The organism is Streptomyces sp. NPDC056600 (assembly GCF_042792855.1).
GTDB lineage: Bacteria > Actinomycetota > Actinomycetes > Streptomycetales > Streptomycetaceae > Streptomyces.
This window is the reverse complement of the sequence record NZ_JBHTVQ010000025.1, coordinates 16,066-41,128: the sequence shown is the minus strand read 5'-3', so window position 1 is coordinate 41,128 and position 25,063 is coordinate 16,066. Positions and strand designations below refer to the sequence as shown.

Genomic DNA, 25,063 nt, shown 5'->3' with positions numbered 1-25,063 from the left:
GTCGTCTCCTACAGGTGATTCAGTGCATCGTGAAGCCGCCGTTGACGGCGACGGTCTGGCCGGTGAGGTAGCGGGACTCGTCGGAGAGCAGGAAGGCGATGAGTCCGGTGAGGTCGTCCGGCTGCTGCGGGCGGGAGATGGCCCGGTTGAGCCGGTACAGCTCGTGCCGTTCCTCGGGGATCCGCTCGGAGGACTCGCTCTCGGTGAGCCCGGGGGCCACCGCGTTGACGGTGATCCCCAGGTCGCCGGTCTCGCGGGCCATCGCCCGGGTGAGGGCGATCAGGGCGCCCTTGGAGGCGATGTAGTGCGCCAGGCGGGGCGAGCCGTACAGGGCGGCGTCGGAGGCGACGTTGACGATGCGGCCCTCGCCGTTCGCCCGCATCAGCGGGAGCAGCGCCCGGGCGACCAGCCAGGGTCCGCGGGCGTTGACGGTCATGATGCGGTCGAAGTCCTCGACCTCGATCTCGTGGAAGTACCGTCCGCCCACGGCGTCCGCCAGGCCCGCGTTGTTGACCAGGCCGTGGAGTTTGCCGCCGCTCGACTCGCCGACCTGGGCGGCCATGTCGGTGACCGAGGCCGGATCGCCGACGTCGCAGCGGACGAACTCCGCCTCTAGGCCTTCGGCGTTGAGCTCCGCCACCGCCTTCTCGCCCCACTCCGCGCGGAGTTCGGCGACGACGACGCGGAATCCGTCGGCGCCGGCCCGGCGGGCCGTGGCCAGTCCGAGGCCACGGCCGGCGCCGGTGACGACGACGGTGCGCCGCTCAGTCACGGGTGACGCCGTACAGCGGCGAGTACTCCGGGTAGGTCGGCACCTGCGGCTTCTGCGTGCCGATGATCACGCAGAACAGCGCGTCGGTGTCGCCCTCGTTCTTCAGCGAGCGGGTCACCCCGGCCGGGACGACGATCATGTCGCGGTAGCCGAGGGTGCGGTACTCGACCTCGTCGGGGCCGCGGTGGATGCCGACGCGGACCTGGCCCTCCAGGACGAAGAAGGCCTCCTCGACGTCGTGGTGGGTGTGCGCCGGGCCCTCGCCGCCCGGAGGGAGCAGCATGTTGGAGAAGGTGAAGCCGCCGGAGGGGAGGATCCGGGAGTCGTTCTCGTGGTTGCCGGTGGCGCCGGAGCCGACGTAGCGGATCTGGGCGCGGCGGTACTGCGGGCCGGCCTTCTCCTGGAAGGACAGGGTGCCCCAGTCGGGCTCCCGGGAGTCCTTGCTCGCGATGAGCCGGTCGGTGTAGGTGGCGAGGTCCCCGCCGTTGTCGTACTCGGTGGTGGTGAGAGGCATGACTGCTCCTGTTCGCGGTGTGGGATGTGCGGGTGGTGGTGGCGGTCAGTCGGACTCGGGGAGCCGGGCGGCGATGCGCAGGTGGGCCCGGACCCAGTCGTTGAAGGCGGCGGGCTGTTCCTGGTTGGCCAGGTGGCCCGCGCCGGTCATGATCACGAAGACGCCGCGGCGCATGGCGCCGGCGATGATCTGGCTCTCGGCGATCCCGGTGACCTGGTCGTCCTCGCCGCAGAGCACCAGGGCGGGGGCGGTGATCCGCTCCAGCTCCCCGGTGAGGTCGGTGGCGGCCATGGACTCGGCGGCGTGGCCGTAGCCGGGGAGCCGGACGGCGTCCGCCATGATGTCGACGGCCGCGCGGACCTGTTCCGGGGATGCCTGCGGGGAGAGCAGGCGCGGGGCGCGCCGCTCGGCGAACGCCCGCGGTCCGGCCTCGGCGAGCTGCTCGCCGCGGGCCCGCATGGCGGCGGCCTTCTCCTCGGCCGTGCCCGAGCCCCGCGTGGAGTCGGCGATCACCAGGCTGGCGACCAGTCCGGGGTGGCGCACGGCGAGCCGCATGGCGATCACGCCGCCCCAGGAGACGCCGACCACGTGCGCGTCGCCGCCGCGCTCGGCGATCAGGCGGGCCGCGGTGTCCGCATAGTCGTCGAGGGTCAACGGGCCCTCGGGGTCGGGTGACCGGCCGTAGCCGGGGGCGTCCCAGGCGACCACCCGGGCGACCGGGGCGAGGCCTTCGAGCTGGGCGGCGAAGGAGGCGGAGGAGGAGCCGATGCCGTGCAGGCACAGCACCAGCGGGCCCTTCTCGCCGGCCTCCTCGACGTGCACCGGGTGCGTCGCGTACGGCGTCGCCGTCGCGGGGGTCGCCGTGCGGGTCACAGGATCTGTCCCTTCCGCCCGGTGAGGGCGCCGATGCCGCGCAGGACCGCGTGCGGGACGACCTGGCTGGTGGCCGGGTTGCCCGGGTCGGGCGCGTGGTTGACCTCGAAGCGGTAGTGGCCGTGCGGCCCGGCGGCCTCCACGACGTGCCGGGTGAGGACGGCGGCCGGGTCGGCGACCACCCGCACCTCGACCTTGTCCGCGTCGCCCACGGCCAGGGCCACGGAGGCGGCCACGTTGGTGGAGCGCGGGAAGCGGGCGGGCACCTCGCGGGCGGTGCCGCACATGACCTCGACGGGGCGGTCGGCGGTGCGCATCCGCTCCAGCAGCCCGGCGTCCATCCAGGGCTGTTCGAGCGTCGCGGGCAGCTTGGTGGTGGTCAGCCGGACCTCGGTGAGCTCCCCCATGGTCCGCGCGGCCTGCAGCAGGTCGAGTCCGCCGACCGCGCCGCCGGTGAAGTACACCCGGCCGGGTCCGGCCGCGTGCAGCTCGGCGGCGAGGGCCTCGTCGGTGAGCGCGCCGGTGGAGGCCACCAGCAGGTCGGTGCCGGAGGCGAGGATGCGGGCGCCCCACTCGCGGACGAAGCCCTGGCCGGCCGCCTCCACGACCAGGTCGCACACCTCCAGCGCCTCGGCGATCGGGCACTGGGGGGCGGGCGCCTCGGGGCGGGGCCGGTTGTCGATCACGCGGGTGAGCTCGGCGCCGGGTACCTCGCCCCCGGCCAGGGCGGTGCCGACCACCCGGCCGATGGCGCCCCAGCCGACCACGCCGATCCGCAGCGGCGCGGCGGCGCTCACGCGGTCACCCCGGAGTTCCGGTCCGCGGCGGGGGCGGAGGTCCGGTCCGCGGCGGGGGCGGGGGCCGCGTCGACCGGCGCGGCCAGCGGGCCGGGGTCGGGGACGCCCGCCATGTGGCAGCGGATCTCCTTGCTGGGCGGCCCGGCCGTCCCCCACAGGTCGGACAGCTCGGGCACCCGGCGCCACACCTTGGCGATCCAGCGGTCCTCGACGATCTGCGCGACCTCGGAGGTGTACTCGCAGACCAGTCCGGCCGGGTCGGTGAAGTAGGAGAAGGTGTTGTCGCCCGGCCCGTGGCGGCCGGGACCCCACTGCGGCGTGATGCCGTGGTGCCGCAGCCGGCCCAGGCCCCGCATGAAGTGGTCGACCGAGTCCATCTCGTAGGCGACGTGGTTGAGGGAGGTCCACTCGGCCTGGTTGAAGGCGATGCAGTGGTGGTCGCTGTTGACCCGCAGGAACGCCATCTGGTGCTCGGACCAGTCGGAGACCCGCATGCCGAGCACGTCGCGGTAGAAGGCGACGGCGGCGTCGATGTCGACGGTGTTCAGCACGGTGTGCGTGACGCCGACCGGCACCGCGGCCTGCCGCCCGCGCTCGGGCACCGCCTCCACCAGGGCGCTGATCTCGATCAGCCGCCCCTCCGGGTCGGTGAACCGCACGCCGTACCCGCCGCCGGCCTGCTCCAGCGGGCCGGGGCCGTGCACGGGGACGATGCCCCGGCCCAGCAGCCGGCGGGCGGCCTCGTCGACCTCCTCGCGGGAGCCCACGGCGAAGGCGATGCGGCCGAGGCCCACCCGGTCGGCGCGGGTCAGGCGCAGCACGTGGTGCTCGTCGCCGGTGCCGCGCAGCCAGGCGGCGTCCCGGTCGGCGTCGACCGTCTCCAGGCCCCAGACCTCGGCGTAGAAGTCGGCGGACTCGGTGAGCGTCGGGACGAAGAGCTCCACGGCGCGCAGCTTGCGCAGCCGCGCGACGGGGGGCCGCTGGAGGGCCGTCTCGGACATGCCGTCTCTCCTGAACGTCGAACGGGGTGTGGGGTGAGGCAGGGCGGGTGCGGGTGGGGGCCGTGGCCTAGGAGGCCCAGGGCAGCGGGGCGGGGTCGGTGCCGAAGTACAGGGACTTCTGCCGCTGGTAACCGCGCAGCCACGCGCGGCCCTTCTCGCTGCCGAGTCCGCTCTCCTTCCACCCGGTGAAGGGGGTGCTGGAGCTGAACTGCTTGTAGGTGTTGATCCAGACGGTGCCGGCCTCGATCCGGCGGGCGAGCCGCCAGGCGCGGGCCAGGTCGCGGGTCCAGATGCCGCAGGCCAGGCCGTAGACGGTGGAGTTGGCCTGGCGGACCAGGTCCTCCTCGTCGTCGAAGGGCAGGCAGACCAGCACCGGGCCGAAGATCTCCTCCTGGCAGGTGCGGGCGTCGGCGGGCAGGCCGTCGAGCACGGTGGGCAGGTAGTACGCGCCGCCGGCGTACTCCTCGCCCTCGGGGACCGCCCCGCCGCACAGCACCCGGGCGCCCTCCTCACGGGCCAGGTCGACGTAGGCGGCCACCTGGTCGCGGTGCCGGTGGTGGACCATCGGCGCCACCTGGGTCGCCGGGTCGGTGCCGGGTCCCACGCGCAACTTCGCGGTGCGGGCGACCAGTTCGCCCACGAACTCGTCGTAGAGGCTCCGGGCGACGAAGAGCCGCGAGCCGGCGATGCAGGACTGGCCGCTGGAGGAGAAGATCCCGTACATCACGCCGGCCAGGGCCTGTTCGACGTCCGCGTCCTCCAGGACGACGGTGGGCGACTTGCCGCCCAGCTCCAGGGAGACGGGGATCAGCTTCTCGGCGGCGGCGTGCGCCACGGTGCGGCCGGTGTTCGTCCCGCCGGTGAAGGTGACCTTGCCGACCAGCGGGTGCTTGACGATCGCGTCGCCCACCACGCTGCCGCGGCCTGGCAGCACCGACACCAGTCCCTCGGGCAGTCCGCTCCCGCTGATCAGCCGGCCCAGGGCCAGCGAGGTGAGCGGCGTCCAGTCGGCGGGCTTGAGCAGCACGCCGTTGCCGGCCGCGAGGGCGGGGGCGATCTTCTGCGCGTCGGAGGCGATCGGCGAGTTCCACGGGGCGATGGCGCCGACCACGCCGATGGGCTCGTGGGTGGCGACGGTGACGTACGCGCCGCGTGAGGGGGTGACGGCGTCCTCCGCCGTCTCCAGCAGGGCCGCCGCGTACCGGAAGGTGCCCGCCGCGCTGGCCGCCAGCGCGGCGGTCTCCGTGAGGGTCTTGCCGGTGTCGGCGGTCTGGATCGCCGCGAGCCGCCCGGCGTTCGCGTCGATCAGTTCGGCGATCCGGTGCAGGTGACGGGCCCTCAGGTGCGGTGCCAGGTCCCGCCAGGCGGGGTCCGCGGCGGCCCGGGCCGCACCCCGGGCCGCCTCGTCCACGTCCTCGACGGAGGCGGCGTGCAGCGTGGTCAGCACCCGGCCGGTGGCGGGGTCCACGACCTCGGTGGGCGCGCCCGCCCCGGTCCTCCAGCGCCCGGCGATCAGCGCCTCGTCCGGCGGCAGCACCGTCTCGGTCATGGCTTCTCCTCCAGGGCGTTCCGCGTGGACGACCGGACCTTTGAGGCCCCGATCACTTGGCACTAAAAAGCTAACCCCTTAAATATTTCGGCGCAAGGGTCCACGCCCGGCGAAAGCGTGGACCCTGCACGGTTCCGGCCGTGCCGAGCGGCTTTGCGGGAAGAAGGCGGTGGTGACGAACTCATCCATGCAGATCAAGGCCGTGATCGTGGACGCCGTCGACCCCGAGCGCCTCGCCGGGTTCTGGTCCGAGGTGCTGGGCCGGCCGGTGGCGGGCCGCACGGGCCCCTACGTCTGGCTGGGCCGCCAGGGCGACCTGGTCGTCGGCTTCCAGCAGGCCGAGGCGCCCCGGCCGGGCAAGAACCGCGTCCACGTCGACATCGCCTCCCCCGACCCGGCCGCCGAGCAGCGGCGGATCGAGGCGCTCGGCGGGCGCCGGCTGCACGACTACGACGACGGCGGCTTCCTCGTCATGGCGGACCTGGAGGGCAACGAGTTCTGCGTCATCCCGGACGGCCCGGACGGCTCCGTCGGCCTCGACGACGAGGGCCGCGCGCACTACCTGGACCGGCGGGCCGACGGGGACGGTCACTGAACTCCCGCCCGTGACGCACCGACCGGTCACGCGGGCGGCGGCTCACGCCAGGGTGACGCGCACACCGCCCTCGGCCAGCACGTCGAGGACCACGCCGAACAGGTCGTGGGGCCGGCCGTCCGGTGTCAGCGCGTGGGACAGGTGCTCGCGTGCCGTCGCGGCCTCGCGCCAGAGCAGGGTGGCGGGGGCGGTGTAGCCGAAGGTGCCGCGCAGACAGTCGTCGAGGGCGGCCAGGCAGCCGCCGAAGTAGCCGCCCGGGCCGTTCACCGCCTCGCCGAGCGCCAGGTAGAGGCCCGGTTCGTCGGTGACGTGCCGGCCGTCGAGTACGTAGGCGTGACCGGCCTGCCGGTCGGGGCGGGTGCGCCGGCAGGCGCGCTCCCGGACGAGGTCGAGCCAGGCAACGCGGCGCCGGGTGTCGAGGCCGGCCCAGGCGCCCCGGACGTCCGGTGGACCGGCGAACCACCGTTCCCAGACGGGCCGGGTGTGTTCGGGAACGGGCGTGAAGAGCTCTCCGTCGAGCTCGAGGTCGATCCGGTCCGTTCCCTCGGACGCCGGGCGCCACGCGCCGACCCTGGCCCACAGCAGGCGTTCGGTGAGCGGCTCACCGAGGTCGTCCCGGATCTCCAGGGCGGCCTGCTCCAGGTCCAGCGCCCGCCGGGTGCCCTTCGCCAGTGCCGCCCGCAGCCGCTCCCCCGGGACGAGGCCCCGCAGGACGAGCGGCGGCGCCGACCGCTTGGGCGGCAGCACGCGGGCGAACTCCCGGCAGGAGCCCAGCAGGCGACGCCCGTCGTGCACCCGGACCCGGCCCCTGTGCCCCTCGGGCGGCCCTTCGTAGTCGTCCAGGCCGGTCAGGACGAGACCGTCCGCCCCCCGCGGCCGGCCCACGCTCTCCGCGTCCTCCAGCAGCCAGGGACCCAACGTCTCGTCGTCCGGGACCAGCCACACCCGGTCGCCGACCCAACCGCGCACCTCTGCCCGTGGATCCCAGCCGAACAGTTCGCAGGTCCCCCGCCCGGGCTCACCGAAGAGGCCTTCCACCTCGGCGCAGACGCCCCAGGCGTGCCCGTGCGCGCCGTCGACCAGCGTGTACCGCGCGTGCCCGCGACGGTCTTCGTCCTCCCTCACGGTGGGCATCATGCCCGGACCGGGTCTCCACGGCGAGGGCGTTTCCGCGTGCGGCGGGTGGGTGCTCAGCAGCCGATCAGGCGCGAGGCGAGGTAGCCCTCGATCTGGTCGAGGGAGACCCGCTCCTGCTTCATGGTGTCGCGCTCGCGGACGGTCACCGCGTTGTCGTCCAGGGTGTCGAAGTCGACGGTGACGCAGAACGGCGTGCCGATCTCGTCCTGGCGGCGGTAGCGGCGGCCGATGGCGCCCGCGTCGTCGAACTCGATGTTCCAGTGCTGGCGCAGCGCCTGGGCGAGGCCCTTGGCCTTCGGGGACAGCTCCGGGTTGCGGGAGAGCGGGAGCACGGCGACCTTGACCGGCGCGAGGCGCGGGTCGAGGCGCAGCACGGTGCGCTTCTCCATCTTGCCCTTGGCGTTGGGCGCCTCGTCCTCGACGTAGGCGTCGAGCAGGAAGGCCAGCAGGGTGCGGCCGACACCGGCCGCCGGCTCGATGACGTACGGCGTGTAGCGCTCGTTGGCCTCCTGGTCGTAGTAGACCAGGTCCTGGCCGGAGGCCTTGGAGTGCGCGGTGAGGTCGTAGTCGGTGCGGTTGGCGACGCCCTCGAGCTCGCCCCACTCGCTGCCGCCGAACTGGAAGCGGTACTCGATGTCGGCGGTGCGCTTGGAGTAGTGGGAGAGCTTCTCCTTGGGGTGCTCGTACCAGCGCATGTTCTCCTCACGGAGACCCAGGCCGGTGTACCAGCCCCAGCGCTGCTCCATCCAGTACTCCTGCCACTTCTCGTCCTCGCCCGGCTTGACGAAGAACTCCATCTCCATCTGCTCGAACTCGCGGGTGCGGAAGATGAAGTTGCCGGGCGTGATCTCGTTGCGGAAGGACTTGCCCATCTGCGCGATGCCGAACGGCGGCTTGCGGCGCGCGGAGGTCTGCACCTGGGCGTAGTTGGTGAAGATGCCCTGGGCCGTCTCGGGACGCAGGTAGGCGATGGAGCCGCTGTCCTGGGTCGGGCCGAGGTGGGTGGAGAGCATGCCGGAGAACTGCTTGGGCTCGGTGAACTGGCCCTTGACGCCGCAGTTGGGGCAGTTGATGTCGGCCAGGCCGTTCTCGGGGGCGCGGCCCTTCTTCTCCTCGAACGCCTCCTCCAGGTGGTCGGCGCGGAAGCGCTTGTGACAGGAGGTGCACTCGGTCAGCGGGTCCGAGAACGTGGCGACGTGGCCGGAGGCGACCCAGACCTCGGAGGCGAGGATCACGGAGGAGTCGATACCGACGACGTCCTCGCGGGAGGTCACCATGTAGCGCCACCACTGGCGCTTGATGTTCTCCTTGAGCTCGACACCCAGGTGACCGTAGTCCCAGGCGGCGCGCTGACCGCCGTAGATCTCACTGCAGGGGAATACGAAGCCACGGCGCTTGCTCAGGCTGACGATGGTGTCGATCTTGTCGGCGGCCACGGTGCTCTCTTCATTACGACGACGGGCGGCGGCGAAGGACCGGCCGGCGGCTGCCTCACCGGCCCCTCGGAGCTTGCTGTACAGCGAATGCCTCAGGTTACCGGCGGGGACTGCCCCCCGATCAAATCGGTTCCGCTCCCGGGACGCCAGGCGGGGACCGACACACCCCATCCGGCCCCTTCGCGCCGCTTTGACCTCCGCCTCCGCCTCCGTTGTTGACAACGGTTTCCATATTAGTTGAAAATGAGAGTCATGAACGTCCGACGACTCATATCCGCGACCGCCGCCGCCTCCGCCGTCGCCCTGGGGGCCACGGCCCTGACCGCGTGCTCCGGCGACGGCACGGCCTACGCCAAGAACACCGAGAAGTTCGATGTCGTCGCGTCGTTCTACCCCATGGCCTTCCTGGCCGAGGAGATCGGCGGGAAGAACGTGAACGTGACCACCCTGGTGAAGCCCAACCAGGAGCCGCACGACCTGGAGATCACCGCCCGCCAGACCGCCTCCCTCACCGAGGCGGACGCGGTCCTCTACCTCCAGGGCCTCCAGCCCGCCGTCGACGAGGCCGTCGCGCAGACCGAGGGTCCGCGGAAGATAGACGCCGCCTCGCTCACCGACCTGGAGAAGCACGGCGCCGAGGTCGACGGCCACGCCGAGGAGTCCTCCGACGCCCACGCGGACGAGCACGCGGACGAGCACGCCGAGGAGTCCGGCGACGAGCACGAGGGCCACGACCACTCCCACGAGGCCGACGGCAAGGACCCGCACGTCTGGCTGGACCCGGCCAAGTACGCCGAGGTCGCCCAGGGCGTCTCCAAGGCCTTCCAGAAGGCCGACCCCGAGCACGCGGCCGAGTACCGTGCCAACACCGAGGACCTGGTCAACCGCCTCGACGCGCTGGACAAGAAGTTCGAGGCCGGCCTGAAGGACCGGAAGACCGACGTCTTCCTCACCAACCACTCCGCCTTCGGCTACCTCGCCGAGGCGTACGGCCTGATCGAGGAGTCCCTCACCGGCCTCGACCCCGAGTCGGAGCCCAGCGCGGCCCGGGTCAAGGAGCTCCAGCACATCGCGAAGGAGGACGGCGTCACCACCGTCTTCTACGAGACGCTGGTCAGCGACCGCACGGCCCGCACCGTCGCGAGGGACGCCGGGCTGCGCACCGACGTGCTCGACCCGCTGGAGGGCATCACCGAGAAGTCCCGCGGCGACGACTACTTCCAGGTCATGGAGGCCAACCTCGCCGCCCTGCAGAAGGCGCTGGAGGCCAAGTGACCCGGCCGGACTCCCCCACCCAGGAGGGCACCGTGGACGAGCCCGTCATCTCCCTGCGCACGGTCCGCGCCGAGCTCGGCGCCAAACCCGTGCTCCGCGGCATCGACCTGACCGTGCGGCGCGGCGAGGTCGTCGCCCTGCTCGGCGCCAACGGCTCCGGCAAGTCGACCACGGTCCGTGCGGTCATCGGCCAGGTGCCGGTGGTCTCCGGCGAGATCGAGCTGTTCGGCGTCCCCCGCCGCCGGTTCCGGCAGTGGTCGCGGGTGGGCTACGTCCCGCAGCGCACCACCGCCGCCGGCGGGGTTCCCGCCACCGTGACCGAGGTGGTGGCCTCCGGTCGGCTGTCCCGGGCCCGCTTCGGCCTGCTCCGCAAGGCCGACCGCGAGGCGGTGCGGCACGCCCTGGAGCTGGTCGGTCTCGCCGACCGCGCCAAGGACCCGGTGGACGCCCTCTCCGGCGGCCAGCACCAGCGGGTGCTGATCGCCCGCGCGCTGGCCTCCGAGCCGGAGCTGCTGATCATGGACGAGCCGATGGCGGGCGTCGACCTGGCCAGCCAGGAGGTCCTCGCGGACACCCTGCGCGAGCAGGTCGCGCGCGGCGTCACCGTCCTGCTCGTCCTGCACGAGCTGGGCCCGCTGGAGCCGCTGATCGACCGCGCGGTGGTGCTGCGCGACGGCTGCGTGCTGCACGACGGCCCGCCGCCCAAGGCCCTGGGGCAGCACGCGCTGCCCGGCCACGACCACGTCCACCCGCACGACGACGAGAACGCCGACCACCTGCGCACGGGACTGCTGAGCTGATGGACCTCCTGAGCTACCCCTTCATGCAGCGAGCACTGCTCGCGGCCGTCCTGGTCGGCCTCACCGCCCCGGCCATCGGCGTCTACCTGGTCCAGCGCCGCCAGGCCCTGATGGGCGACGGCATCGGCCACGTCGCCATGACCGGCGTCGGCCTGGGCTTCCTGCTGAACTCCTCCCCGGTCTGGGTCGCCGCCGGTGTGGCGGTGGCCGGCTCGGTGCTGATGGAGCTGATCCGCTGGTACGGCCGCACCCGCGGCGACATCGCGCTCGCCATGCTGTTCTACGGCGGCATGGCGGGCGGCGTGCTGCTGACCGCGCTCGCCCCCGGCGGCACGAACGCGGGCCTGACCACCTACCTGTTCGGCTCGCTCACCACGGTGAGCGCCTCCGACGTCACCGCGATCTGCGTGCTCGCCGCCCTCGTGCTGCTCGTCACCCTGGGCCTGCGCCGCCAGCTCTTCGCGGTCAGCCAGGACGAGGAGTTCGCCCGGGTCACCGGGCTGCCGGTGCGGGCGCTGAACCTGCTGGTCGCGGTCACCGCGGCGGTCACCGTGACGGTCGCCATGCGGGTCGTCGGCCTGCTGCTGATCTCCGCGCTGATGGTCGTCCCGGTCGCCGCCGCGCAGCAGCTCGCACGTTCCTTCGCCGCGACCTTCGCGATCGCGGTCGCCCTCGGCGTCACCGCAGCGCTGGGCGGCACGACCCTCTCCTTCTACAACGACGTGCCGCCGGGCGCGACCATCGTGCTGCTCGCGATCGGCGCGTTCGTGCTGCTCACGGTGGCCGCGACGCCGCTGGCCCGGCGCCGGGCGGCGGCCGAGGCGCGGCGGGCGAGGGCGGCGCGGGTGCCGGGTCCCGAGGACGAGCCCGAGTACGACCTCGCCCTGGCCGAGGGGTCCTCCGGCGGATCCCACGCCGCGCCCTCGGCGGGCCCTTCGGGGAGGGCCACGGGTCCCGCCGGACGGCCGGGACCCTGACCCCGCACCGCCGGGCTGGCACAATGGCCCGGCGACCCACGAATGTGAGGAGGCAACGGTGACGCCGACCGCCGGATCGCCCGTACGGGGCCGTTCCACCCGACAGCGCGCGGCCGTCGCGGCGGCCCTGGACGAGGTCCAGGGGTTCCGCAGCGCGCAGGAGCTCCACGACCTGCTGCGGCACCGGGGGGACTCCGTGGGCCTCACCACCGTCTACCGGACGCTGCAGTCCCTCGCCGACGCGGGGGAGGTGGACGTCCTGCGCACCTCGGAGGGCGAGTCCGTCTACCGCCGCTGCTCCAGCGAGGAGCACCACCACCACCTGGTCTGCCGCGGCTGCGGCAAGGCCGTCGAGGTCGAGGGCCCCGCCGTCGAGCGGTGGGCCGACGCGATCGCCGCCGAACACGGCTTCGTCGACGTCGACCACACCGTCGAGATCTTCGGCACCTGCGCGAGCTGCGCGGCGGCCGCAGGCTGACGGGGGACCTCCCGGCTCACCGCGCACCGGAGCCCTGTCGTGTCCCGGCGCGTGCCCGGCGCGGGACACGACAGGGCTCCGACGCGCCGGGGCGCTCTACGAGGCGCACGCCATGCTGAGGTAGACGCGCACCTCGTCGTCCTGGAGTGTCTGCACCCTCACAGTGACGCTGTTGTCGCAGTCACCGATCCGGTTGCTGTAACTACCGCCCTCCATCGGCTCACCTTCGGGAAGGGCTTGCCATTCCCTCCCCTCGCCTTCGTATGTTCCGTCGAACAGGGCGAGGTCGGGCTGGCCGGAATCGACGAGGAACGTCCGCAACCCATCCCTGGACGTGTCGAACTGCACCTCTGCATCGCTGCCCGACCACTCCTCCTGCTCGCAGAACCGCAGGTTATCCGCATGCTCCGGAATCCCCAGGCCGTAGGCCCGCTCGATCTCCTCGAGACTCCGCCCGTCGGAACACCCGTCATACGTGCGAGGGCCGCTCCTCCCCGCAGCCTCCCCACCTGGCCCACCCGCACCGGGACCGCACCCGAAGCAGGCCAGAGAGGCAAGCACACACACGAGGAAACGCGATATCGCTCCCGGTCTGTCAGACATCGCGACCACCGATCAGAACCCTGGGGACGGGACGAAACCGGGCCACCACGGCGGCACACCGCTGGGGCAGTGCGGGCGAGGGGCGTCCCAGAACACGGAGATCGCGCACCAGATGATCGCGAGCAGCGTCACCGCGAGGACACCCGCGTGGAGAGGGGGACGGTTCCCGAGCAGGGCACCCACCGCGAACCAGCTCAGCAGCAGCAGTACCCAGAGACCGGGTATGAACAGGAACAGCAGGAAGCCGCCGTTCGCGGCGTTGTTCACCCCCACGTCGCAGGCGTTCCAGTACCGGCCCAGCAGCATGGCCGACAGCACCGCGAGGGCCATCGTCACCACCACGCCAAGACACCCGTGGAACTTCCGGTCTTCCATCCCCCCACCCCTCTCGTGAACCGCTGCCCGGCCAGGACTGGACCTCAGCTCCCCGGCGCGTCAGGCCCGGGGAAGACGCCGGCCGGGCAGGACGCGGAGCCGGTCCGGCGCCGTCAGAGTCGATCAACGAGCCGTGATCGTAACCTCGTCCGCCGGAAGCCCGGCAGGAGGGAGGAGCCGGGCACGGGCCGCCATGCTCACCCGACGGAAGCTTGCTCACGCGACGAAAACCGGAGTGAGCCAGACCGACACCAGGTGGCCCCCGTCGAGGCCGAGGACGGTTCCGTCGGCGATCCGCACGAACGTGGGGCCCGAGTCGCCGTTCAGTCGAACGGCGACCGTCCCGGAGGACGGGTCATGGGTGACCCGTCAGTCGTCTCCGGGCACGCCGACGGAGACTCCCGGCTCGAAGCGCTCCTCCGACGAGACCACGACCCGGCCCGCCACGGACCGCGGAGGGTCAGCATCGGCCACCACGCTCCGTACGTTCGGGAGATATCCCCAGGCGAACAGCACTTCCCCGGACTCGATGTCGACCTCGAGCTGGAGCGTGCCGATCACCACACTCGTCACCCCCTGCGAGCCGAGTCGCACGCTCAGCGCCTGCCCGTCCCGCACGCTGAAGGAGAAGCCGTACTCGGACTCCGTGTACGCGAGAACACCCTCGAGCGGGGGTCCTTCCCGGACGGAGAACCTCACGGTGCTGACGGGGCGCCCTTCATCGCCGACTCCATCGCGAGGAGCTGCTCGTTCGGGACGGCCCCGCCGAAGCGGCGGTCGCGCTGCGCGTACTCCAGGCAGGCGCGCCACAGGTCGCGGCGGTCGAAGTCGGGCCACAGGACGTCCTGGAAGACCATCTCCGCGTAGGCGGACTGCCACAGCAGGTAGTTGGAGGTCCGCTGCTCGCCGCTGGGGCGCAGGAACAGGTCCACGTCCGGCATGTCCGGGTAGTACATGTACTTCGCGAAGGTCTTCTCGTTGACCTTGGACGGGTCAAGCCGCCCGGCCTTCACGTCCTCGGCGAGCGCCTGCGCCGCGTCGGCGATCTCCGCGCGGCCGCCGTAGTTCATGCAGAAGTACAGGGTCAGCCTGTCGTTGCCCTTGGTCTGCTCCTGGGCGATCTGCAGCTCCTTGGCGACCGAGCGCCACAGCTTCGGCATCCGGCCGACCCACCGGACCCGGATGCCCAGCGCGTCGAGCTGGTCACGGGTCTTGCGGATGAAGTCGCGGTTGAAGTTCATCAGGAACCGCACCTCGTCGGGCGAGCGCTTCCAGTTCTCGGTGGAGAACGCGTACAGCGACACCGACCCGACGCCCACCTCGATGGCGCCCTGGAGGACGTCCAGGACCCGCTCCGCGCCCACCTTGTGGCCCTCGGTGCGCGGCAGCCCGCGGTCCTTGGCCCAGCGGCCGTTGCCGTCCATGACGATCGCCACGTGCCCGGGCACCAGCTCGGACGGCAGCTTCGGCGCACGCGCCCCCGACGGGTGCGGCTCCGGCGCCGTGTACTCGCGGCGCTGCCGCCCCAGGAATCCGCCTACGGCCATGTGTCGTAGCTCCTCGTCTCGTACCGTTCCTCGTGCGATCGGCCGGGTCCGACGCCTTGGCCCGCACCGCACTGCCCTCCGGGGCGGACACGAGGCATACCCCACGCGTTCCCGGCGCGCTGCGAAGGCTACACGGGGGCGTCGGAGACCCCAGGTGCCCGATCGGTCATCACCGGGCCCGCCCCGGCGATACTGTAATCGCGTGAACACTGAACGTGAGAAGGTGAAGCGGCAGTTCCGGCATCGCGCCCGGCTGGCGCCGACTCCTGCTCAGGTTCTGCTGTTCGACGAGCAGGCGCACGCTGCGCGCACCGTGTGGAACTGCCTGCACGCATGGTGGACGATGCTCCCGAAGGACAAGCGCACCTTGGCGGCTGCGGACGCCGCGATCCGGCAGGCCCGCAAGGATGTCGACTTCCTGGCCGTTCTCCCTGCCCAAGCCGCGCAGGCGGTCCTGAAGATCTACTTCCGCGCATGGAGGAACTGCTGGGAAGGCCGCGCGGGCGCCCCGCGCTACAAGGCGCGTTCTCGCACCAGGATGTCTGTGGACATCCCGCAGGGGGACGGTCTCCGCGTTCGGCGCGTGCACCGGCGCTGGGGGGTGGTCAGTGTCCCGAAGGTCGGCAAGGTCCGCTTCCACTGGACCAAGGACCTACCCGTGGGCAGCGGTGCTGACGGCGCCAGCCGGATCACCGGGGCACGGCTCGTGAAGGACGCTCTGGGCTGGCACATCTCGTTTCGCGTCCAGACCCACGTACCTGCTCCTGCTCCCCACGAAGGGCCGGAGGTCGGTATCGACGCGGGCATCAACATTCCTCTTGCTCTGGCGGACGGCAATCACCAGCACCACGGCCGCCCACCCCGTCTTCCCGACGGCACCGCCGACCGTGACAAGTGGCTGAACCCGGAGGAGAAGGCCAAGTTGCTGCGCCTCGAACGTGAGGCAGCGCATCGAAGAAGCTTCCGGGAGCCCGGGCGAGCGGCATCCCGCCGTCTTCGGCGGACCTATGAGCAGATCGCGAGCCTGCGTGCGAAAGCCAAGCGGCGGGCGACCGACTGGCAGCACAAGACCACCACACACCTTGCCCGCGCCTACAGCACGATCGTGGTCGAAGACCTCGACATCCCCCGTATGACCAAGAGCGCCAGGGGAACCGTCGACCTCCCGGGTAAGAATGTGGCACAGAAACGCGGACTCAACCGATCCATCGCCCAGGAAGCCTGGGGCCGCACCATCACCATGCTCACTTACAAAACAGCCTGGTGCGGTGGCGCACTGCGGAAGGTCCCGGCACCGTACACCTCCCAACGATGCAGCGTCTGCGGATGCCTCACCGAGGGGAGCCGGGAGTCCCAGACCGTGTTCGCGTGCAAGAACCCGGGCTGCGCATGGGTCGGCAACGCCGACCACAACGCGGCTCGGAACGTCCTGCATCTCTACCGGGCGGGCCACGCGCTCACCCCGGCTGCTGGGAGAGCAGTCGTCAGGCGCTCATGAGGCGTCGAGCCCTTCGTCGCAAGACAGGAGGGAGTCTCCCGACCTCGGCCGGGAGAGCACTTCAATTTTCCACGAACCTGAGCGACCGCAGACCCCGCTCCAGGTGCCAGTGCAGGTAGGCGGCGACCAGCCCGCTCCCCTCGCGGACGTGGCGCGGCTCGGCGGCGTCCGCGGTCTCCCAGTCTCCCGCGAGCAGCGCGCCCAGCAGACCCAGGGCCTGGGCGGAGGGCACCACGCTGCCCGGCATGCGGCAGTCGACGCAGACCGAGCCGCCGCCGGCCACGGAGAAGAAGCGGTTGGGCCCCGGCATCCCGCACCGGGCGCAGTCGCCGAAGCTGGGCGCGTAGCCGTTGACGGCCAGCGAGCGCAGCAGGAAGGCGTCGAGGATCAGATGCGGGGCGTGCTCGCCGCGGGCGAGGGTGCGCAGCGCGCCGACCAGCAGCAGGTACTGCTGCACGGCCTGCTCGCCCTCCTGCTCGGTGAACCGCTCGGCGGTCTCCAGCATGGCGGTGCCGGCGGTGTACCGGTCGTAGTCGGTCACGATCGTCCCGCCGTACGCGGCGATGGTCTCGCTCTGCGTGCACAGCGGCAGGGTGCGCCCGACCAGCTCGCTGCCGCGGGCGAAGAACTGCACGTCGACGTGGGAGAACGGCTCCAGCCGCGCTCCGAACTTCGACTTGGTGCGGCGCACCCCTCGGGCGACCGCGCGCACCCGGCCGTGGTTGCGGGTCAGCAGCGTGATGATCCGGTCCGCCTCGCCGAGCTTCTGGGTGCGCAGGACGACGCCGTCGTCCCGGAAGAGACTCATGGCCCCATTCTCCCGCACCCGCCGCCGGGCCCGGCCGCCCCCTCGCGGATCGCCCGGGGACGCCCTGCGGAACCCTCACACGTCGACCATCCAGGCTCCGTCCTCCTCGTCGTCGACGCGGGTCTCCAGGTCCCGCAGGTTCATCCCGGCCTCCCACAGCTCGTGGAAGCGGCGCAGGCGCTGGCCGACGTGGTCGGGGCGGGCGATCAGGCGGGTCTTGACGTTGACGTCGCGCAGGTCCTGCTCGATCTCGAAGGAGACGCCCTCGTCGTAGAGGATGAAGTCGCTGGTGGTGCCGCGCTGCAGGTGCGGCGGGAGTTCCTGCATGACCGCGGCGCGCAGCTCGATGCCGAGCAGTTCCTGTTCCTCGCACAGCCGCAGCAGCTTGTCGTCGAGCATCTCGGCGGACTCCAGCAGGAAGAGCCGCTGCACGACCACGCCCCGCTCGATGGCCTCGCGCTGGGCCTGGAGGTAGCGGGAGGCGGGTTCGCTGTTCCAGAACTCCCGGTCCACCGAGGTGCTGGTGGCGAGGAGGGACCGCTCGGTGGAGTGGGTGAGGGAGAGCATCCAGTCGTGGTTCTCCCCCGCGCACTCGGCGGTGAGGCTGTTGAGGTCGGCCATGTGCCGCACGACCCGTTCCAGCTCGGCGCGGGCGAAGGTCTGCAGGATGTCCGGGCCGGTGGTGAGGACCTCGGCGATGGCCCGCCGGGACTGCTCGGGGATCGAGTCGGAGGCGACCTGGCTGTCGACGCGGTGGACGACGGCCTCCACCGGGGCGCCGGCGCCCGACGCGGTGGCCACGGGCCGGTTCCGGTCGGTGCCGCGGGCGGCGGCGGCCTGCCGCTCCAGGCTCTCGCGGACGGCGGCGGCCGTGCCGTCCAGCGCCTCGCGGGTCTCGCGGGTCTGCCGGGCCTGCTCCTCCAGCTGCCGGGACAGCCCTGCCAGGTACTGGACGACGAGGGCGGTGGCGCCGCAGACGACGGCGAGCGCGATCCGCAGCAGCGGCGTGTCGTCGATGTCCAGGGCGGCGGCGACGGCGAAGACCACCGCCGCCAGGGCCAGGCCCACTCCGGCCCGCCGCAGCCGCAGGGGCGTCGGGCCCACGCGACCCGTCTCTCGCGTGGTGTCGTCGGGCTGAGGTGACTGCGTGGTGCTCATCTCGCTGCTCCCCCCGTTGGGATGTCCGTCGGGATGTGCGTGGATCGGCTGTACGGCGCGTCAGCTGTACCGGTGTCGGTGTCTGCTCAGGGAGCCATCACCGCCTCCTGGTGCAGCGCGGGGATCGCGTGCAGCGCGAGCTGGTCGCGGATGCGCCGGACGAGGGCCTGCCACTGGCGGGTGAAGCCGGGGCGTTCCTCCAGGGCGTCCCAGAGGACGGCGAACGCGGGGTCGAGGCGGGCCCGGGGCATCCAGAGGTGGAGCAGGTGGTCGACGGCCGGCCGCAGCGCCCGCACCACGGCGGTGCCGTCCGCGGAGCCCAGCCGGCTGCCGTCGAGGAGGCGGACGAGGGTGGTGAGCAGCCAGTCGTGCAGGGCGAGGTCCTCGCAGAGGGCGGCGACCTCGGCGGGGTCGGCGCCGGGCGGGACGCGCAGGGTGAGGGTGCGCAGTTCGTCCTCGGCCAGGGTGAGGGCTTCGATGGTGGGGCGGTCGGCGCCGGGGCCCGCGGTCAGCGCGGTCCAGCGCAGTCGGGTGGGGCGGGACTTGAAGGGCGGCCGCTGGTCCAGCAGCGGGTGGCGCAGCAGCCGGGTGAGCAGGCCGTCGGCGATCAGGCCGACGTCGAGTTCGCCGCGGCGGGCCCCGGCCAGGACGCCCTCGGCGACCGCCTCCCGGGGGAGCCGCCCGAAGGGTTCGAGCAGGCCGGGGCGGACCAGGTAGTGGCCCCAGGGCTGCCGGTGGTCGGGGCCGCGGGCGGTGACGGAGAGGCGGGCGGAGGTCTGCAGCACCCGGCCCTCGGTGAGGGCGCCGCGGGCGGCGACGGTGCCGACGGCGCGGACCTTGGCCCCGTTGGCGCTGGGCAGCGGGCAGTCCACGCCGGTGAGCGCGTCCGGGGAGCGGGCGTAGAGGTTGGGCCGCTCGGAGACCAGGACCCGTTCGTCGGCCCGCAGCCGCAGCAGCTGGGCGGCGGCCCGGATGTCGAGGGCCTGGTGCGCGGGGAGCAGGCAGGTGCGGACCTCCCCGCACAGCAGCACGGTCTCCGCCCCCGCTCCCGCCTCGTGGCTCTCCCGCGGACTCATGTCGTCACCCCCCTGTGTGCCTGCCCATGCCCCCGCCGCATCTCACTGCCCCGCGTAGAAGACGTAGGAGATCCGGTCGGCCACCGAGGCGGGGACGGCGGCGCCCTCCCCCGCGGAGCGGGCGGCGACCTGCCGGAGCGCGCCGGGGTCGACCTCGGTCTGGTCGAGGATGACGCGGACCGCGTGCTCGACCGGCACGAACCGGTTGGGCAGCACCGAGCAGGTGCGGTAGGCGGCGAACGGGGCCGCGCGCGGCTGGAGTTGCAGCAGGGGCGGCATCTCGTCCCAGTCGTCGGGGAACGGCCCCTCGTGCGGGCGGGGGGTGAGGACCGCCTGGCCCTCGTGGCGCAGCAGGCCGAGCCGGGCGAGCTGCCAGACGGCGGCGAGGAAGGGGCAGGACCACAGCTTCCCGCCGCCGGGGCGCTCGCTCCACAGCTCGACGTCGAGGAAGACGGAGTGCTGCCGGGCGGCGGTCTCCCGGGGCGCCTGCCAGGGAATCGCCTTCTTCATGGCCTGCGGGGTGCGGGCGACGGGGCTGCGTTCGCCGTTGGCGAGCCAGCCGGACTGCCCGGCGGGCGGGCGGGCCCCGTAGGCGCCGGGCGGCGGGGACTCCACGAGGCGTCCGGCGACCGCCTCGGCGACCTGGGCGCCGTCGGCCTCGGCGCAGCCGGACTCGCGGGCCAGGTAGTCGATGCCCAGCCCGGCCCGCTCGGCCTCCTCCAGGAGGACCGGCACGAGGTCGCGGGGCGTGGAGAAGCGGGTGAAGTAGTCGTCGATGAGGAAGCAGGTGGAGATCCGGGGACGCTTGCCGGTCGCGGCGGCGGTGCTGCCGCGCACCGCCTCGGCCCAGTGCGCGACCTGGGCGAAGTGGCGGCGCAGGCGCTCGGGGCCGGCTTCGAAGTCCTCCATGTAGAGGTGGCCCAGCTCCAGCGAGAGGTGGGCGAGCGGCACCGCCTGGGTGCGTGGTTCGGCGGTGGTCTCGCGGAACACTGCTTCCGTCATGGCCGCCCCCAGCAGGCGTCGTCGGTGAGGCGGCGGGCGATCTCCTCCAGTGCCTCGAGGGTCTCCTTGTTCGCGATCTGCTTCGAGAGCACGTCCTCCTCGGTGATCAGCTGCTCGCGCCACTGCAGGATGGGTTCGAGCGGCACGATGCCGAGGACGACGCTGTCGCCGATGCGGTTGTCGGAGGCGAGGCGGCGCAGCGCCTCGTCGCAGGCCTGCATCCAGGCGGCCTGCGCGGGGGTGACCTGGGACCACAGGGGCGACTCGGGGTCGGGCACGGCGGCGCGCACGAAGCGGATGTGGCCGCGCAGCGCCTCCTTGTCGTGGCCGTGGCCGGCGCCGCAGTCGAGGATGCCGTGGTCCTTGTGGACGAGGCCGGCGGCGGCGATGACGTGCTGGCGGGTCCAGCGGTGGAAGACCAGCCAGCGGAAGGGCACGTGGCGCATCCGGGGGTGCGCGGTGGCCGCGAGGACCATGTCCATGGCGTAGCTGCGGCCGGCGCTGAGGTCGACGACGATCAGGTCGAACTCGGTGTTGAGCCGCAGCAGCAGGTCGACGCAGCGTTCCAGGGTGTCGTCGTCGGTGGCGAACTCGCCGCCGCTGATGTTGCCGGGGAAGAGCACCAGCCGGCCTGCCTGGTTGGGCCGGTTGCGCAGCACGGGGTGCTCGGTCTGCCGCCAGACGTCGATCTTCGCCGGTTCGTTGGTCTCGCCCTCGAGGTAGGAGTGCAGGCCGTTCTCCTGGATGCCGCGGATCGCTCCGGGCACGTCGAAGACGGCGGCGGCGGTGGGCGAGCCGAAGTCGAAGTCCACGTACGCGACGTGGTCGCCGAGCAGGGCGCGCTGGTAGGCCAGGTTGGCGCTGGTCACCGAGCGGCCGGTGCCTCCCTTGTCGGAGGCGGCGAAGACGAGCACGGCTCACACCTCCTGGGCGGCGGCGCCCCTGGCCTGGGCCAGCGTGTCGAGTTCCTGGAGCACCGGCAGGGCCAGGGCGAAGGCGGTGGCGGGCTGCCGGTCGACCAGATCGCGCGCCCGGTCGAGGCGGGCCTCGATGGAGCGCATGGCCCGGCCGCGGCCGCCGTCGTCGGTCGGGGCGGCCTCCAGCTGTTCCTTGCCGAAGAGGTGGGTCGCCTCGCTGAGCAGGTGCCGGGAGAGCTCGGCGAGGTCGGCGCTGCGGATGGGGTCCTGGTGGTAGAGCTGGCGGGCGGCGACCAGGCACTCGGTGACGCGCTCGGTGACCGACCAGGAGAGCCGGGAGGGGATGCCCTCGAGCTCCGGGTAGGCGCCCGCGACGTCGTCCCACAGGCCGGTGCCCTCGCCGTCCTCGATGCGGCGGGCCCACAGGTGCTCGTAGATCTGCTCGGCGAGCCGCAGCAGCCGGTCCTGGCTGCCGAGGTTGCGGGAGAGCTCGGCCAGCTGCACGGTCCGCTTGAGGAGGTGGGCGGAGAAGTCGGTCATCCGCCACAGCAGCGGCGGCCGGCCGTTCTTGCCGGCCCCGGACAGGGGCAGCGTGGCGCCGGGGCTGTGCAGGTGGACGTAGGGGTCGTCGAAGGCGAGCCGGCTGGTGACGCGGCCGCGTTCGGCGAGCCGCTCCATGATGGTGACGGTGCGGGTGAGGTCGTCGTCGGTGGCGCGGCGGCGCACCAGGTCGTGCACGAGGATGGCGGCGACGGTGAGGGAGAAGTACTCGGACTCCAGCTGGAGGCCGGTGGTCCGCCAGGGCAGGTCCTCCAGCGGCCAGCGGTTCTCGCCGAAGCGGGCGATGCCGGACCAGTACTGCTGGCTGATCTCCCACCGCAGGCGCAGCGCCTCGGCGAGCTTCTGCTGGTCGGCGTCGAGCAGGCCGAGGGTGAGGGTGCGCTCGGAGAAGAGGTCCTGGATGCCGTCGAGGGCGATGACGGTGAAGTACACGTAGGGCAGGTTGTCCGCGGAGCCCTGGGGCTGGCTGACCGGCGGCTCGGCGAGGTCGACGATCGCGGGGGCGTCGCGGACGATGCCCCAGGCCCAGCCGCACTCGAAGAGCTGGTTGTCGTCGCGCAGCATCTCCTCGACCTCGATGCCGAGGACCAGGCTCTCGCCGATGGTGGCCCGCAGGGCCTTGAAGCGGCGGGAGAACTGCTGGATGACCGCGCGGTCGGACTGGCGGCCCTGGCCGATGAGCTGGATCAGCCGCTTGCCCTGGTCGGACTCCGGCTGGAAGACGTTGACGCTGAAGGACCGCAGCAGGCTGACCATGGCGGCGGTCAGCCGGGCCCGGGTGGCCTCTCTGAGGTCCTCGACGGCCTGGCGCACGTCGCTGCGGGCGGTGGTGTCCTCGTAGACCTTGAGGAAGCCGAGCGCGGCCAGGCAGAGCGTGATGGACATGGAGTAGGAGTCCACGACCCCCCAGCGGCGCTGCTCCTCGGTGACCTTGTCCTCGGGCCTGCGGGGCCGGAAGTAGTGCCCTCCGGCGAAGCTGGGCTCGCCGTCGGGTCCGGTGTGCTTCTGCATGAAGTCGGCGAGGACGCCGACGATGTTGGCCGGGATCTCCAGCCGGGTGCCGACCGGCTCCAGGGCACGCAGGACGTCCCGTTCGGTGGTGTCCGGCTGGTCGAGGCGGAAGGAGGGGATCTCCGTCGCGGGGTAGAGCAGGCACAGCAGCCGCTCGGCGTCCGCGACGGAGCTGACTCCGCCGAGCTCGCCCCAGGCGAACTTGCCCCCGTCGCGGAACGAGTGGCGGGCGATGGCCCGCCAGATGTCCAGCAGGTGCTGGCGCGGTTTGATCTGCATTCCCCGTACCCCTCACAACAGATCAACCGGGCGGTGTCCCGCCCGGCTCGTTCAGTCGGTCCTGCGGTTCACCCGGTCCTGCGGAACCCGAGCGCCAGGAGCATGCCCTCGTGGCCCTCCCGCAGGACGAAGTCCAGCTCGTGGTAGGCGACGTTCTGCGCCAGCGGCTCGAGCGCCCCGGCGACCGCGGGCTGGTCGACCGCGTACGCCGGGTACTCGTAGGCGCCGACCTCGTAGCCCTCGGACTGCAGCATGAAGGCCGCGGCGAACGGGGCTCCGGGCTCGAGCACGCCCAGGAAGTGGTCGACCGCCGTCCGGAACTCCTCGCCCGAGCTGGACATGGACTCCGCGACGAAGAACATCGCGCCCACGCCCCAGCGTTCGGCCGAGCCGCCGAGCTCCAGCAGGTCTCCCTCACGGGGCTCCGCCACCTGGCGCAGCCGCTCGTGCCGCTCGCCGTGCACCGCCTTGTAGCGGGGGTGCGAGTAGGCCAGCTCGTCCCAGAAGGCGTCCCAGGCGGGGTCGAAGCCGTTCTGGGCCTGCTCGCGCAGGTAGTCGAGGTTCTTCGGGCCCTTCTCCAGGAGAGTGATCTCCGAGCACCAGGGCAGCATGCACAGCGCCGGGTAGAGATTGGCGCCCGCGCCCACGTCGACCCCCTTCACCGGCCCTTGGTGACGCCCGCCGAAATGATCGGTGAAATGCTCGCCGACCAGGCGGACGATCTGCTTGTCGACGTCAAGTGGGGAGGCATAGTTCCGCTTCACATAATCATTTGGGCAGAACAAGTCCCATGGTGCTTCAGAATTGAGGGCCATTTCTAGAAAATACCAACGCCAGACCCCTGCCGAACCCCCAACGCCTCGTCAAGATAGCAAAGTTGGCCTCCCCCGCGCGCCCCTACCCCTCGCCCAACGAGCGTGCATGGAACGGGACTTGAGGGGAAGGCTTCTGACACCCCCACCGGCGAGAGCCGGCCGCCCGCGCACCGGATTCACCCGATCGAAGGTGGTGCGCCCGCATGACCGCATACACGGAGGCCCTTCCCTCCGCCCCCACGGAGCTGGTCCTCCGACGCGCGGAGGAAACGGATCTTCCCGAACTGCGCCGTCTCGACCACGAGATCTTCGGCCAGTTCGCCTACCCCGCGTTTCTTCTCCGCCAGCTCTTCGATCTCTACCAGCGGCACTTCCTGGTCCTGGACGACGGTTCCGGCCGCCTGCACGGCTACGTGCTGGCCGGGACCGACACGCTCAGCCAGGACTGCTGGATCCTCGGCCTGTGCGTCACCCGCGACCGACGCGGGCGGGGTCTGGGCCGCGACCTGATGCGCGAGGTCCTCCTGCTGCTGGGGGACGACGGGATCGGCGTGGTCCGGCTCACCGTGGAGCCGGCCAACAGCGCGGCCATCCTGCTGTACCGCTCGCTCGGCTTCGTCTGCGAGGAACCGGACGGCGGCCTGCGACCGGACTACTTCGGCCCCGGCCAGGACCGCCTGGTGATGCGGCTGGACCTCACGCCTCCGGTCCCGGGGCGCTGAAGCGCCGCACGTACCGCCGCTGCCACAGGGTCTCCACGGCGCGTGGGTGGTAGCGGCGGCGCACCCAGGCCACCGCCTCGGCGGGGTCCACCCCGTCGAGGACGGCGAGACACGCCAGCGCCGTCCCGGTGCGTCCGCGCCCGCCGCCGCAGGCGACCTCCACGCGGCGGCCGGCGGCGGCCCGCCACACCTCGGCCAGCGCCGACCGGGCCTCCTCCCGGTCGGCCGGCAGCCGGAAGTCCGGCCACCGCAGCAGCCGCGCCTCCCACGGCACCTCGGGGGCGCGCCGGGCCTGCAGGTACAGCCCGAGCTCCGGCGCGGGCCCCGGCGGCAGCGGGTCCCGCAGCCCCCGGCCGCGCACCAGGCGGCCCGACGGCAGCCGCACCACTCCGGGTCCGTCCTCCGGCCAGCTCTCCCACCCGTCCGTCATGCCCTCATCGAACCACGCCGGGCAGGTCGAGCAACCTGATCGGGCAGGGGTGCGGTC

Annotated in this window: 27 protein-coding genes; 7 read left to right on the top strand and 20 right to left on the bottom strand. The window is 72.4% G+C overall.

The genetic code is table 11. From position 1 onward, the window contains the following. Positions 1-19: 19 nt before the first annotated feature. The 6 genes from ACFRAV_RS15165 to ACFRAV_RS15140 form a co-directional block, all read right to left on the bottom strand. Positions 20-772, bottom strand: coding sequence for an SDR family oxidoreductase (locus tag ACFRAV_RS15165; protein WP_382555396.1), 753 nt, complete (start codon positions 770-772; stop codon positions 20-22). After that, positions 765-1,286: a cupin domain-containing protein gene (locus ACFRAV_RS15160; RefSeq protein WP_382555394.1), complete on the bottom strand. Its 522-nt coding sequence runs from the start codon at positions 1,284-1,286 to the stop codon at positions 765-767. The genes ACFRAV_RS15165 and ACFRAV_RS15160 overlap by 8 nt, the downstream gene beginning before the upstream one ends. A 45-nt stretch (positions 1,287-1,331) precedes the next feature. Further along, positions 1,332-2,159, bottom strand: coding sequence for an alpha/beta fold hydrolase (locus ACFRAV_RS15155; protein ID WP_382555392.1), 828 nt, complete (start codon positions 2,157-2,159; stop codon positions 1,332-1,334). Continuing rightward, positions 2,156-2,956 carry an aspartate dehydrogenase domain-containing protein gene (locus tag ACFRAV_RS15150; protein WP_382555390.1) on the bottom strand — a complete coding sequence of 267 codons (801 nt, stop codon included), beginning with the start codon at positions 2,954-2,956 and terminating at the stop codon, positions 2,156-2,158. Before ACFRAV_RS15150 ends, ACFRAV_RS15155 begins: the two co-directional genes overlap by 4 nt. Beyond that, entirely contained in the window at positions 2,953-3,957 is a 1,005-nt protein-coding gene (locus tag ACFRAV_RS15145; RefSeq protein ID WP_382555387.1) for a VOC family protein, read from the bottom strand. The genes ACFRAV_RS15150 and ACFRAV_RS15145 overlap by 4 nt, the downstream gene beginning before the upstream one ends. Positions 3,958-4,024: 67 nt before the next feature. After that, positions 4,025-5,506: an aldehyde dehydrogenase gene (locus tag ACFRAV_RS15140; protein ID WP_382555386.1), complete on the bottom strand. Its 1,482-nt coding sequence runs from the start codon at positions 5,504-5,506 to the stop codon at positions 4,025-4,027. Between the two features lie 172 nt (positions 5,507-5,678). Here ACFRAV_RS15140 and ACFRAV_RS15135 point away from each other — a divergent pair, with 172 nt between their 5' ends. Beyond that, positions 5,679-6,101 (top strand): VOC family protein, encoded by a 423-nt coding sequence (locus ACFRAV_RS15135; RefSeq protein ID WP_382555383.1) that lies wholly within the window; start codon positions 5,679-5,681, stop codon positions 6,099-6,101. A 42-nt stretch (positions 6,102-6,143) separates the two neighbouring features. On the opposite strand, the gene ACFRAV_RS15130 is transcribed toward ACFRAV_RS15135, so the two are convergent. Next, positions 6,144-7,238, bottom strand: coding sequence for a barstar family protein (locus ACFRAV_RS15130; protein ID WP_382555381.1), 1,095 nt, complete (start codon positions 7,236-7,238; stop codon positions 6,144-6,146). A 53-nt stretch (positions 7,239-7,291) separates the two neighbouring features. Further along, positions 7,292-8,674 carry a glycine--tRNA ligase gene (locus tag ACFRAV_RS15125; RefSeq protein WP_382555380.1) on the bottom strand — a complete coding sequence of 461 codons (1,383 nt, stop codon included), beginning with the start codon at positions 8,672-8,674 and terminating at the stop codon, positions 7,292-7,294. 252 nt (positions 8,675-8,926) lie between these two features. Here ACFRAV_RS15125 and ACFRAV_RS15120 point away from each other — a divergent pair, with 252 nt between their 5' ends. Genes ACFRAV_RS15120 through ACFRAV_RS15105 form a run of 4 tightly spaced genes read left to right on the top strand, consistent with a single transcriptional unit; the run spans position 8,927 to position 12,204 of the window. Next, positions 8,927-9,949, top strand: a complete 1,023-nt coding sequence (locus ACFRAV_RS15120) for a metal ABC transporter substrate-binding protein (RefSeq protein WP_382555378.1) — start codon at positions 8,927-8,929, stop codon at positions 9,947-9,949. Next, positions 9,946-10,749, top strand: a complete 804-nt coding sequence (locus tag ACFRAV_RS15115; protein ID WP_382555375.1) for a metal ABC transporter ATP-binding protein — start codon at positions 9,946-9,948, stop codon at positions 10,747-10,749. The genes ACFRAV_RS15120 and ACFRAV_RS15115 overlap by 4 nt, the downstream gene beginning before the upstream one ends. Then, entirely contained in the window at positions 10,749-11,726 is a 978-nt protein-coding gene (locus ACFRAV_RS15110; RefSeq protein ID WP_382555373.1) for a metal ABC transporter permease, read from the top strand. Before ACFRAV_RS15115 ends, ACFRAV_RS15110 begins: the two co-directional genes overlap by 1 nt. 58 nt (positions 11,727-11,784) lie before the next feature. After that, complete coding sequence (locus ACFRAV_RS15105; RefSeq protein WP_382555371.1) at positions 11,785-12,204, top strand: Fur family transcriptional regulator; 420 nt, start codon at positions 11,785-11,787, stop codon at positions 12,202-12,204. 96 nt (positions 12,205-12,300) lie between these two features. Here ACFRAV_RS15105 and ACFRAV_RS15100 read toward each other — a convergent pair whose 3' ends face one another. The 4 genes from ACFRAV_RS15100 to ACFRAV_RS15085 all read right to left on the bottom strand — a co-directional run bounded on the left by ACFRAV_RS15100 (position 12,301) and on the right by ACFRAV_RS15085 (position 14,729). Then, positions 12,301-12,765, bottom strand: a complete 465-nt coding sequence (locus tag ACFRAV_RS15100) for a hypothetical protein (RefSeq protein WP_382555368.1) — start codon at positions 12,763-12,765, stop codon at positions 12,301-12,303. A gap of 54 nt (positions 12,766-12,819) precedes the next feature. Continuing rightward, a complete protein-coding gene (locus ACFRAV_RS15095) occupies positions 12,820-13,182 on the bottom strand; it encodes a hypothetical protein (RefSeq protein WP_382555365.1) in 363 nt (120 codons plus the stop codon). A 369-nt stretch (positions 13,183-13,551) separates the two neighbouring features. Next, positions 13,552-13,881, bottom strand: coding sequence for a hypothetical protein (locus ACFRAV_RS15090; RefSeq protein ID WP_382555363.1), 330 nt, complete (start codon positions 13,879-13,881; stop codon positions 13,552-13,554). Continuing rightward, on the bottom strand, positions 13,878-14,729 hold the full coding sequence (locus ACFRAV_RS15085) for an isoprenyl transferase (protein WP_382555360.1): 852 nt from the start codon (positions 14,727-14,729) through the stop codon (positions 13,878-13,880). Before ACFRAV_RS15085 ends, ACFRAV_RS15090 begins: the two co-directional genes overlap by 4 nt. 202 nt (positions 14,730-14,931) lie before the next feature. Between ACFRAV_RS15085 and ACFRAV_RS15080 the strand changes: the two genes are divergently transcribed. Next, positions 14,932-16,227 (top strand): RNA-guided endonuclease InsQ/TnpB family protein, encoded by a 1,296-nt coding sequence (locus ACFRAV_RS15080; protein ID WP_382555358.1) that lies wholly within the window; start codon positions 14,932-14,934, stop codon positions 16,225-16,227. Positions 16,228-16,288: 61 nt separating this feature from the next. Here ACFRAV_RS15080 and recO read toward each other — a convergent pair whose 3' ends face one another. The 7 genes from recO to ACFRAV_RS15045 form a co-directional block, all read right to left on the bottom strand. Continuing rightward, positions 16,289-17,035, bottom strand: a complete 747-nt coding sequence (gene recO / locus ACFRAV_RS15075) for a DNA repair protein RecO (RefSeq protein WP_382555355.1) — start codon at positions 17,033-17,035, stop codon at positions 16,289-16,291. A 75-nt stretch (positions 17,036-17,110) separates the two neighbouring features. Next, entirely contained in the window at positions 17,111-18,193 is a 1,083-nt protein-coding gene (locus tag ACFRAV_RS15070) for a hypothetical protein (protein WP_382555354.1), read from the bottom strand. Between the two features lie 86 nt (positions 18,194-18,279). Next, the gene (locus ACFRAV_RS15065; protein ID WP_382555351.1) at positions 18,280-19,269 is read right to left on the bottom strand and encodes an SCO2521 family protein; all 990 of its coding nucleotides are present in this window, start codon (positions 19,267-19,269) and stop codon (positions 18,280-18,282) included. Positions 19,270-19,311: 42 nt separating this feature from the next. Next, positions 19,312-20,271, bottom strand: coding sequence for an SCO2522 family protein (locus ACFRAV_RS15060; RefSeq protein WP_382555349.1), 960 nt, complete (start codon positions 20,269-20,271; stop codon positions 19,312-19,314). After that, positions 20,268-21,185 (bottom strand): SCO2523 family variant P-loop protein, encoded by a 918-nt coding sequence (locus ACFRAV_RS15055; RefSeq protein ID WP_351114553.1) that lies wholly within the window; start codon positions 21,183-21,185, stop codon positions 20,268-20,270. The genes ACFRAV_RS15060 and ACFRAV_RS15055 overlap by 4 nt, the downstream gene beginning before the upstream one ends. Positions 21,186-21,188: 3 nt before the next feature. Continuing rightward, complete coding sequence (locus ACFRAV_RS15050; protein WP_382555346.1) at positions 21,189-23,039, bottom strand: SCO2524 family protein; 1,851 nt, start codon at positions 23,037-23,039, stop codon at positions 21,189-21,191. Between the two features lie 68 nt (positions 23,040-23,107). Next, positions 23,108-23,854, bottom strand: coding sequence for an SCO2525 family SAM-dependent methyltransferase (locus tag ACFRAV_RS15045; protein ID WP_382555344.1), 747 nt, complete (start codon positions 23,852-23,854; stop codon positions 23,108-23,110). A gap of 203 nt (positions 23,855-24,057) precedes the next feature. Here ACFRAV_RS15045 and ACFRAV_RS15040 point away from each other — a divergent pair, with 203 nt between their 5' ends. Next, positions 24,058-24,576, top strand: coding sequence for a GNAT family N-acetyltransferase (locus ACFRAV_RS15040; RefSeq protein WP_382555341.1), 519 nt, complete (start codon positions 24,058-24,060; stop codon positions 24,574-24,576). Here ACFRAV_RS15040 and ACFRAV_RS15035 read toward each other — a convergent pair. Next, on the bottom strand, positions 24,551-25,006 hold the full coding sequence (locus tag ACFRAV_RS15035; RefSeq protein ID WP_382555338.1) for a protein phosphatase: 456 nt from the start codon (positions 25,004-25,006) through the stop codon (positions 24,551-24,553). The two genes, ACFRAV_RS15040 and ACFRAV_RS15035, sit on opposite strands and share 26 nt — an antisense overlap. Between the last annotated feature and the right edge of the window lie 57 nt (positions 25,007-25,063).

Excerpts from the sequence above, each read along its gene's own strand:
- ACFRAV_RS15160 (WP_382555394.1), bottom strand. The coding sequence starts at position 1,286 with ATGCCTCTCACCACCACCGAGTACGACAACGGCGGGGACCTCGCCACC.
- ACFRAV_RS15145 (WP_382555387.1), bottom strand. The coding sequence starts at position 3,957 with ATGTCCGAGACGGCCCTCCAGCGGCCCCCCGTCGCGCGGCTGCGCAAG.
- ACFRAV_RS15140 (WP_382555386.1), bottom strand. The coding sequence starts at position 5,506 with ATGACCGAGACGGTGCTGCCGCCGGACGAGGCGCTGATCGCCGGGCGC.
- ACFRAV_RS15130 (WP_382555381.1), bottom strand. The coding sequence starts at position 7,238 with ATGATGCCCACCGTGAGGGAGGACGAAGACCGTCGCGGGCACGCGCGG.
- ACFRAV_RS15120 (WP_382555378.1), top strand. The coding sequence starts at position 8,927 with ATGAACGTCCGACGACTCATATCCGCGACCGCCGCCGCCTCCGCCGTC.
- ACFRAV_RS15110 (WP_382555373.1), top strand. The coding sequence starts at position 10,749 with ATGGACCTCCTGAGCTACCCCTTCATGCAGCGAGCACTGCTCGCGGCC.
- ACFRAV_RS15095 (WP_382555365.1), bottom strand. The coding sequence starts at position 13,182 with ATGGAAGACCGGAAGTTCCACGGGTGTCTTGGCGTGGTGGTGACGATG.
- ACFRAV_RS15085 (WP_382555360.1), bottom strand. The coding sequence starts at position 14,729 with ATGGCCGTAGGCGGATTCCTGGGGCGGCAGCGCCGCGAGTACACGGCG.
- recO (WP_382555355.1), bottom strand. The coding sequence starts at position 17,035 with ATGAGTCTCTTCCGGGACGACGGCGTCGTCCTGCGCACCCAGAAGCTC.
- ACFRAV_RS15070 (WP_382555354.1), bottom strand. The coding sequence starts at position 18,193 with ATGAGCACCACGCAGTCACCTCAGCCCGACGACACCACGCGAGAGACG.
- ACFRAV_RS15065 (WP_382555351.1), bottom strand. The coding sequence starts at position 19,269 with ATGAGTCCGCGGGAGAGCCACGAGGCGGGAGCGGGGGCGGAGACCGTG.
- ACFRAV_RS15060 (WP_382555349.1), bottom strand. The coding sequence starts at position 20,271 with ATGACGGAAGCAGTGTTCCGCGAGACCACCGCCGAACCACGCACCCAG.
- ACFRAV_RS15050 (WP_382555346.1), bottom strand. The coding sequence starts at position 23,039 with ATGCAGATCAAACCGCGCCAGCACCTGCTGGACATCTGGCGGGCCATC.
- ACFRAV_RS15045 (WP_382555344.1), bottom strand. The coding sequence starts at position 23,854 with ATGGCCCTCAATTCTGAAGCACCATGGGACTTGTTCTGCCCAAATGAT.
- ACFRAV_RS15040 (WP_382555341.1), top strand. The coding sequence starts at position 24,058 with ATGACCGCATACACGGAGGCCCTTCCCTCCGCCCCCACGGAGCTGGTC.
- ACFRAV_RS15035 (WP_382555338.1), bottom strand. The coding sequence starts at position 25,006 with ATGACGGACGGGTGGGAGAGCTGGCCGGAGGACGGACCCGGAGTGGTG.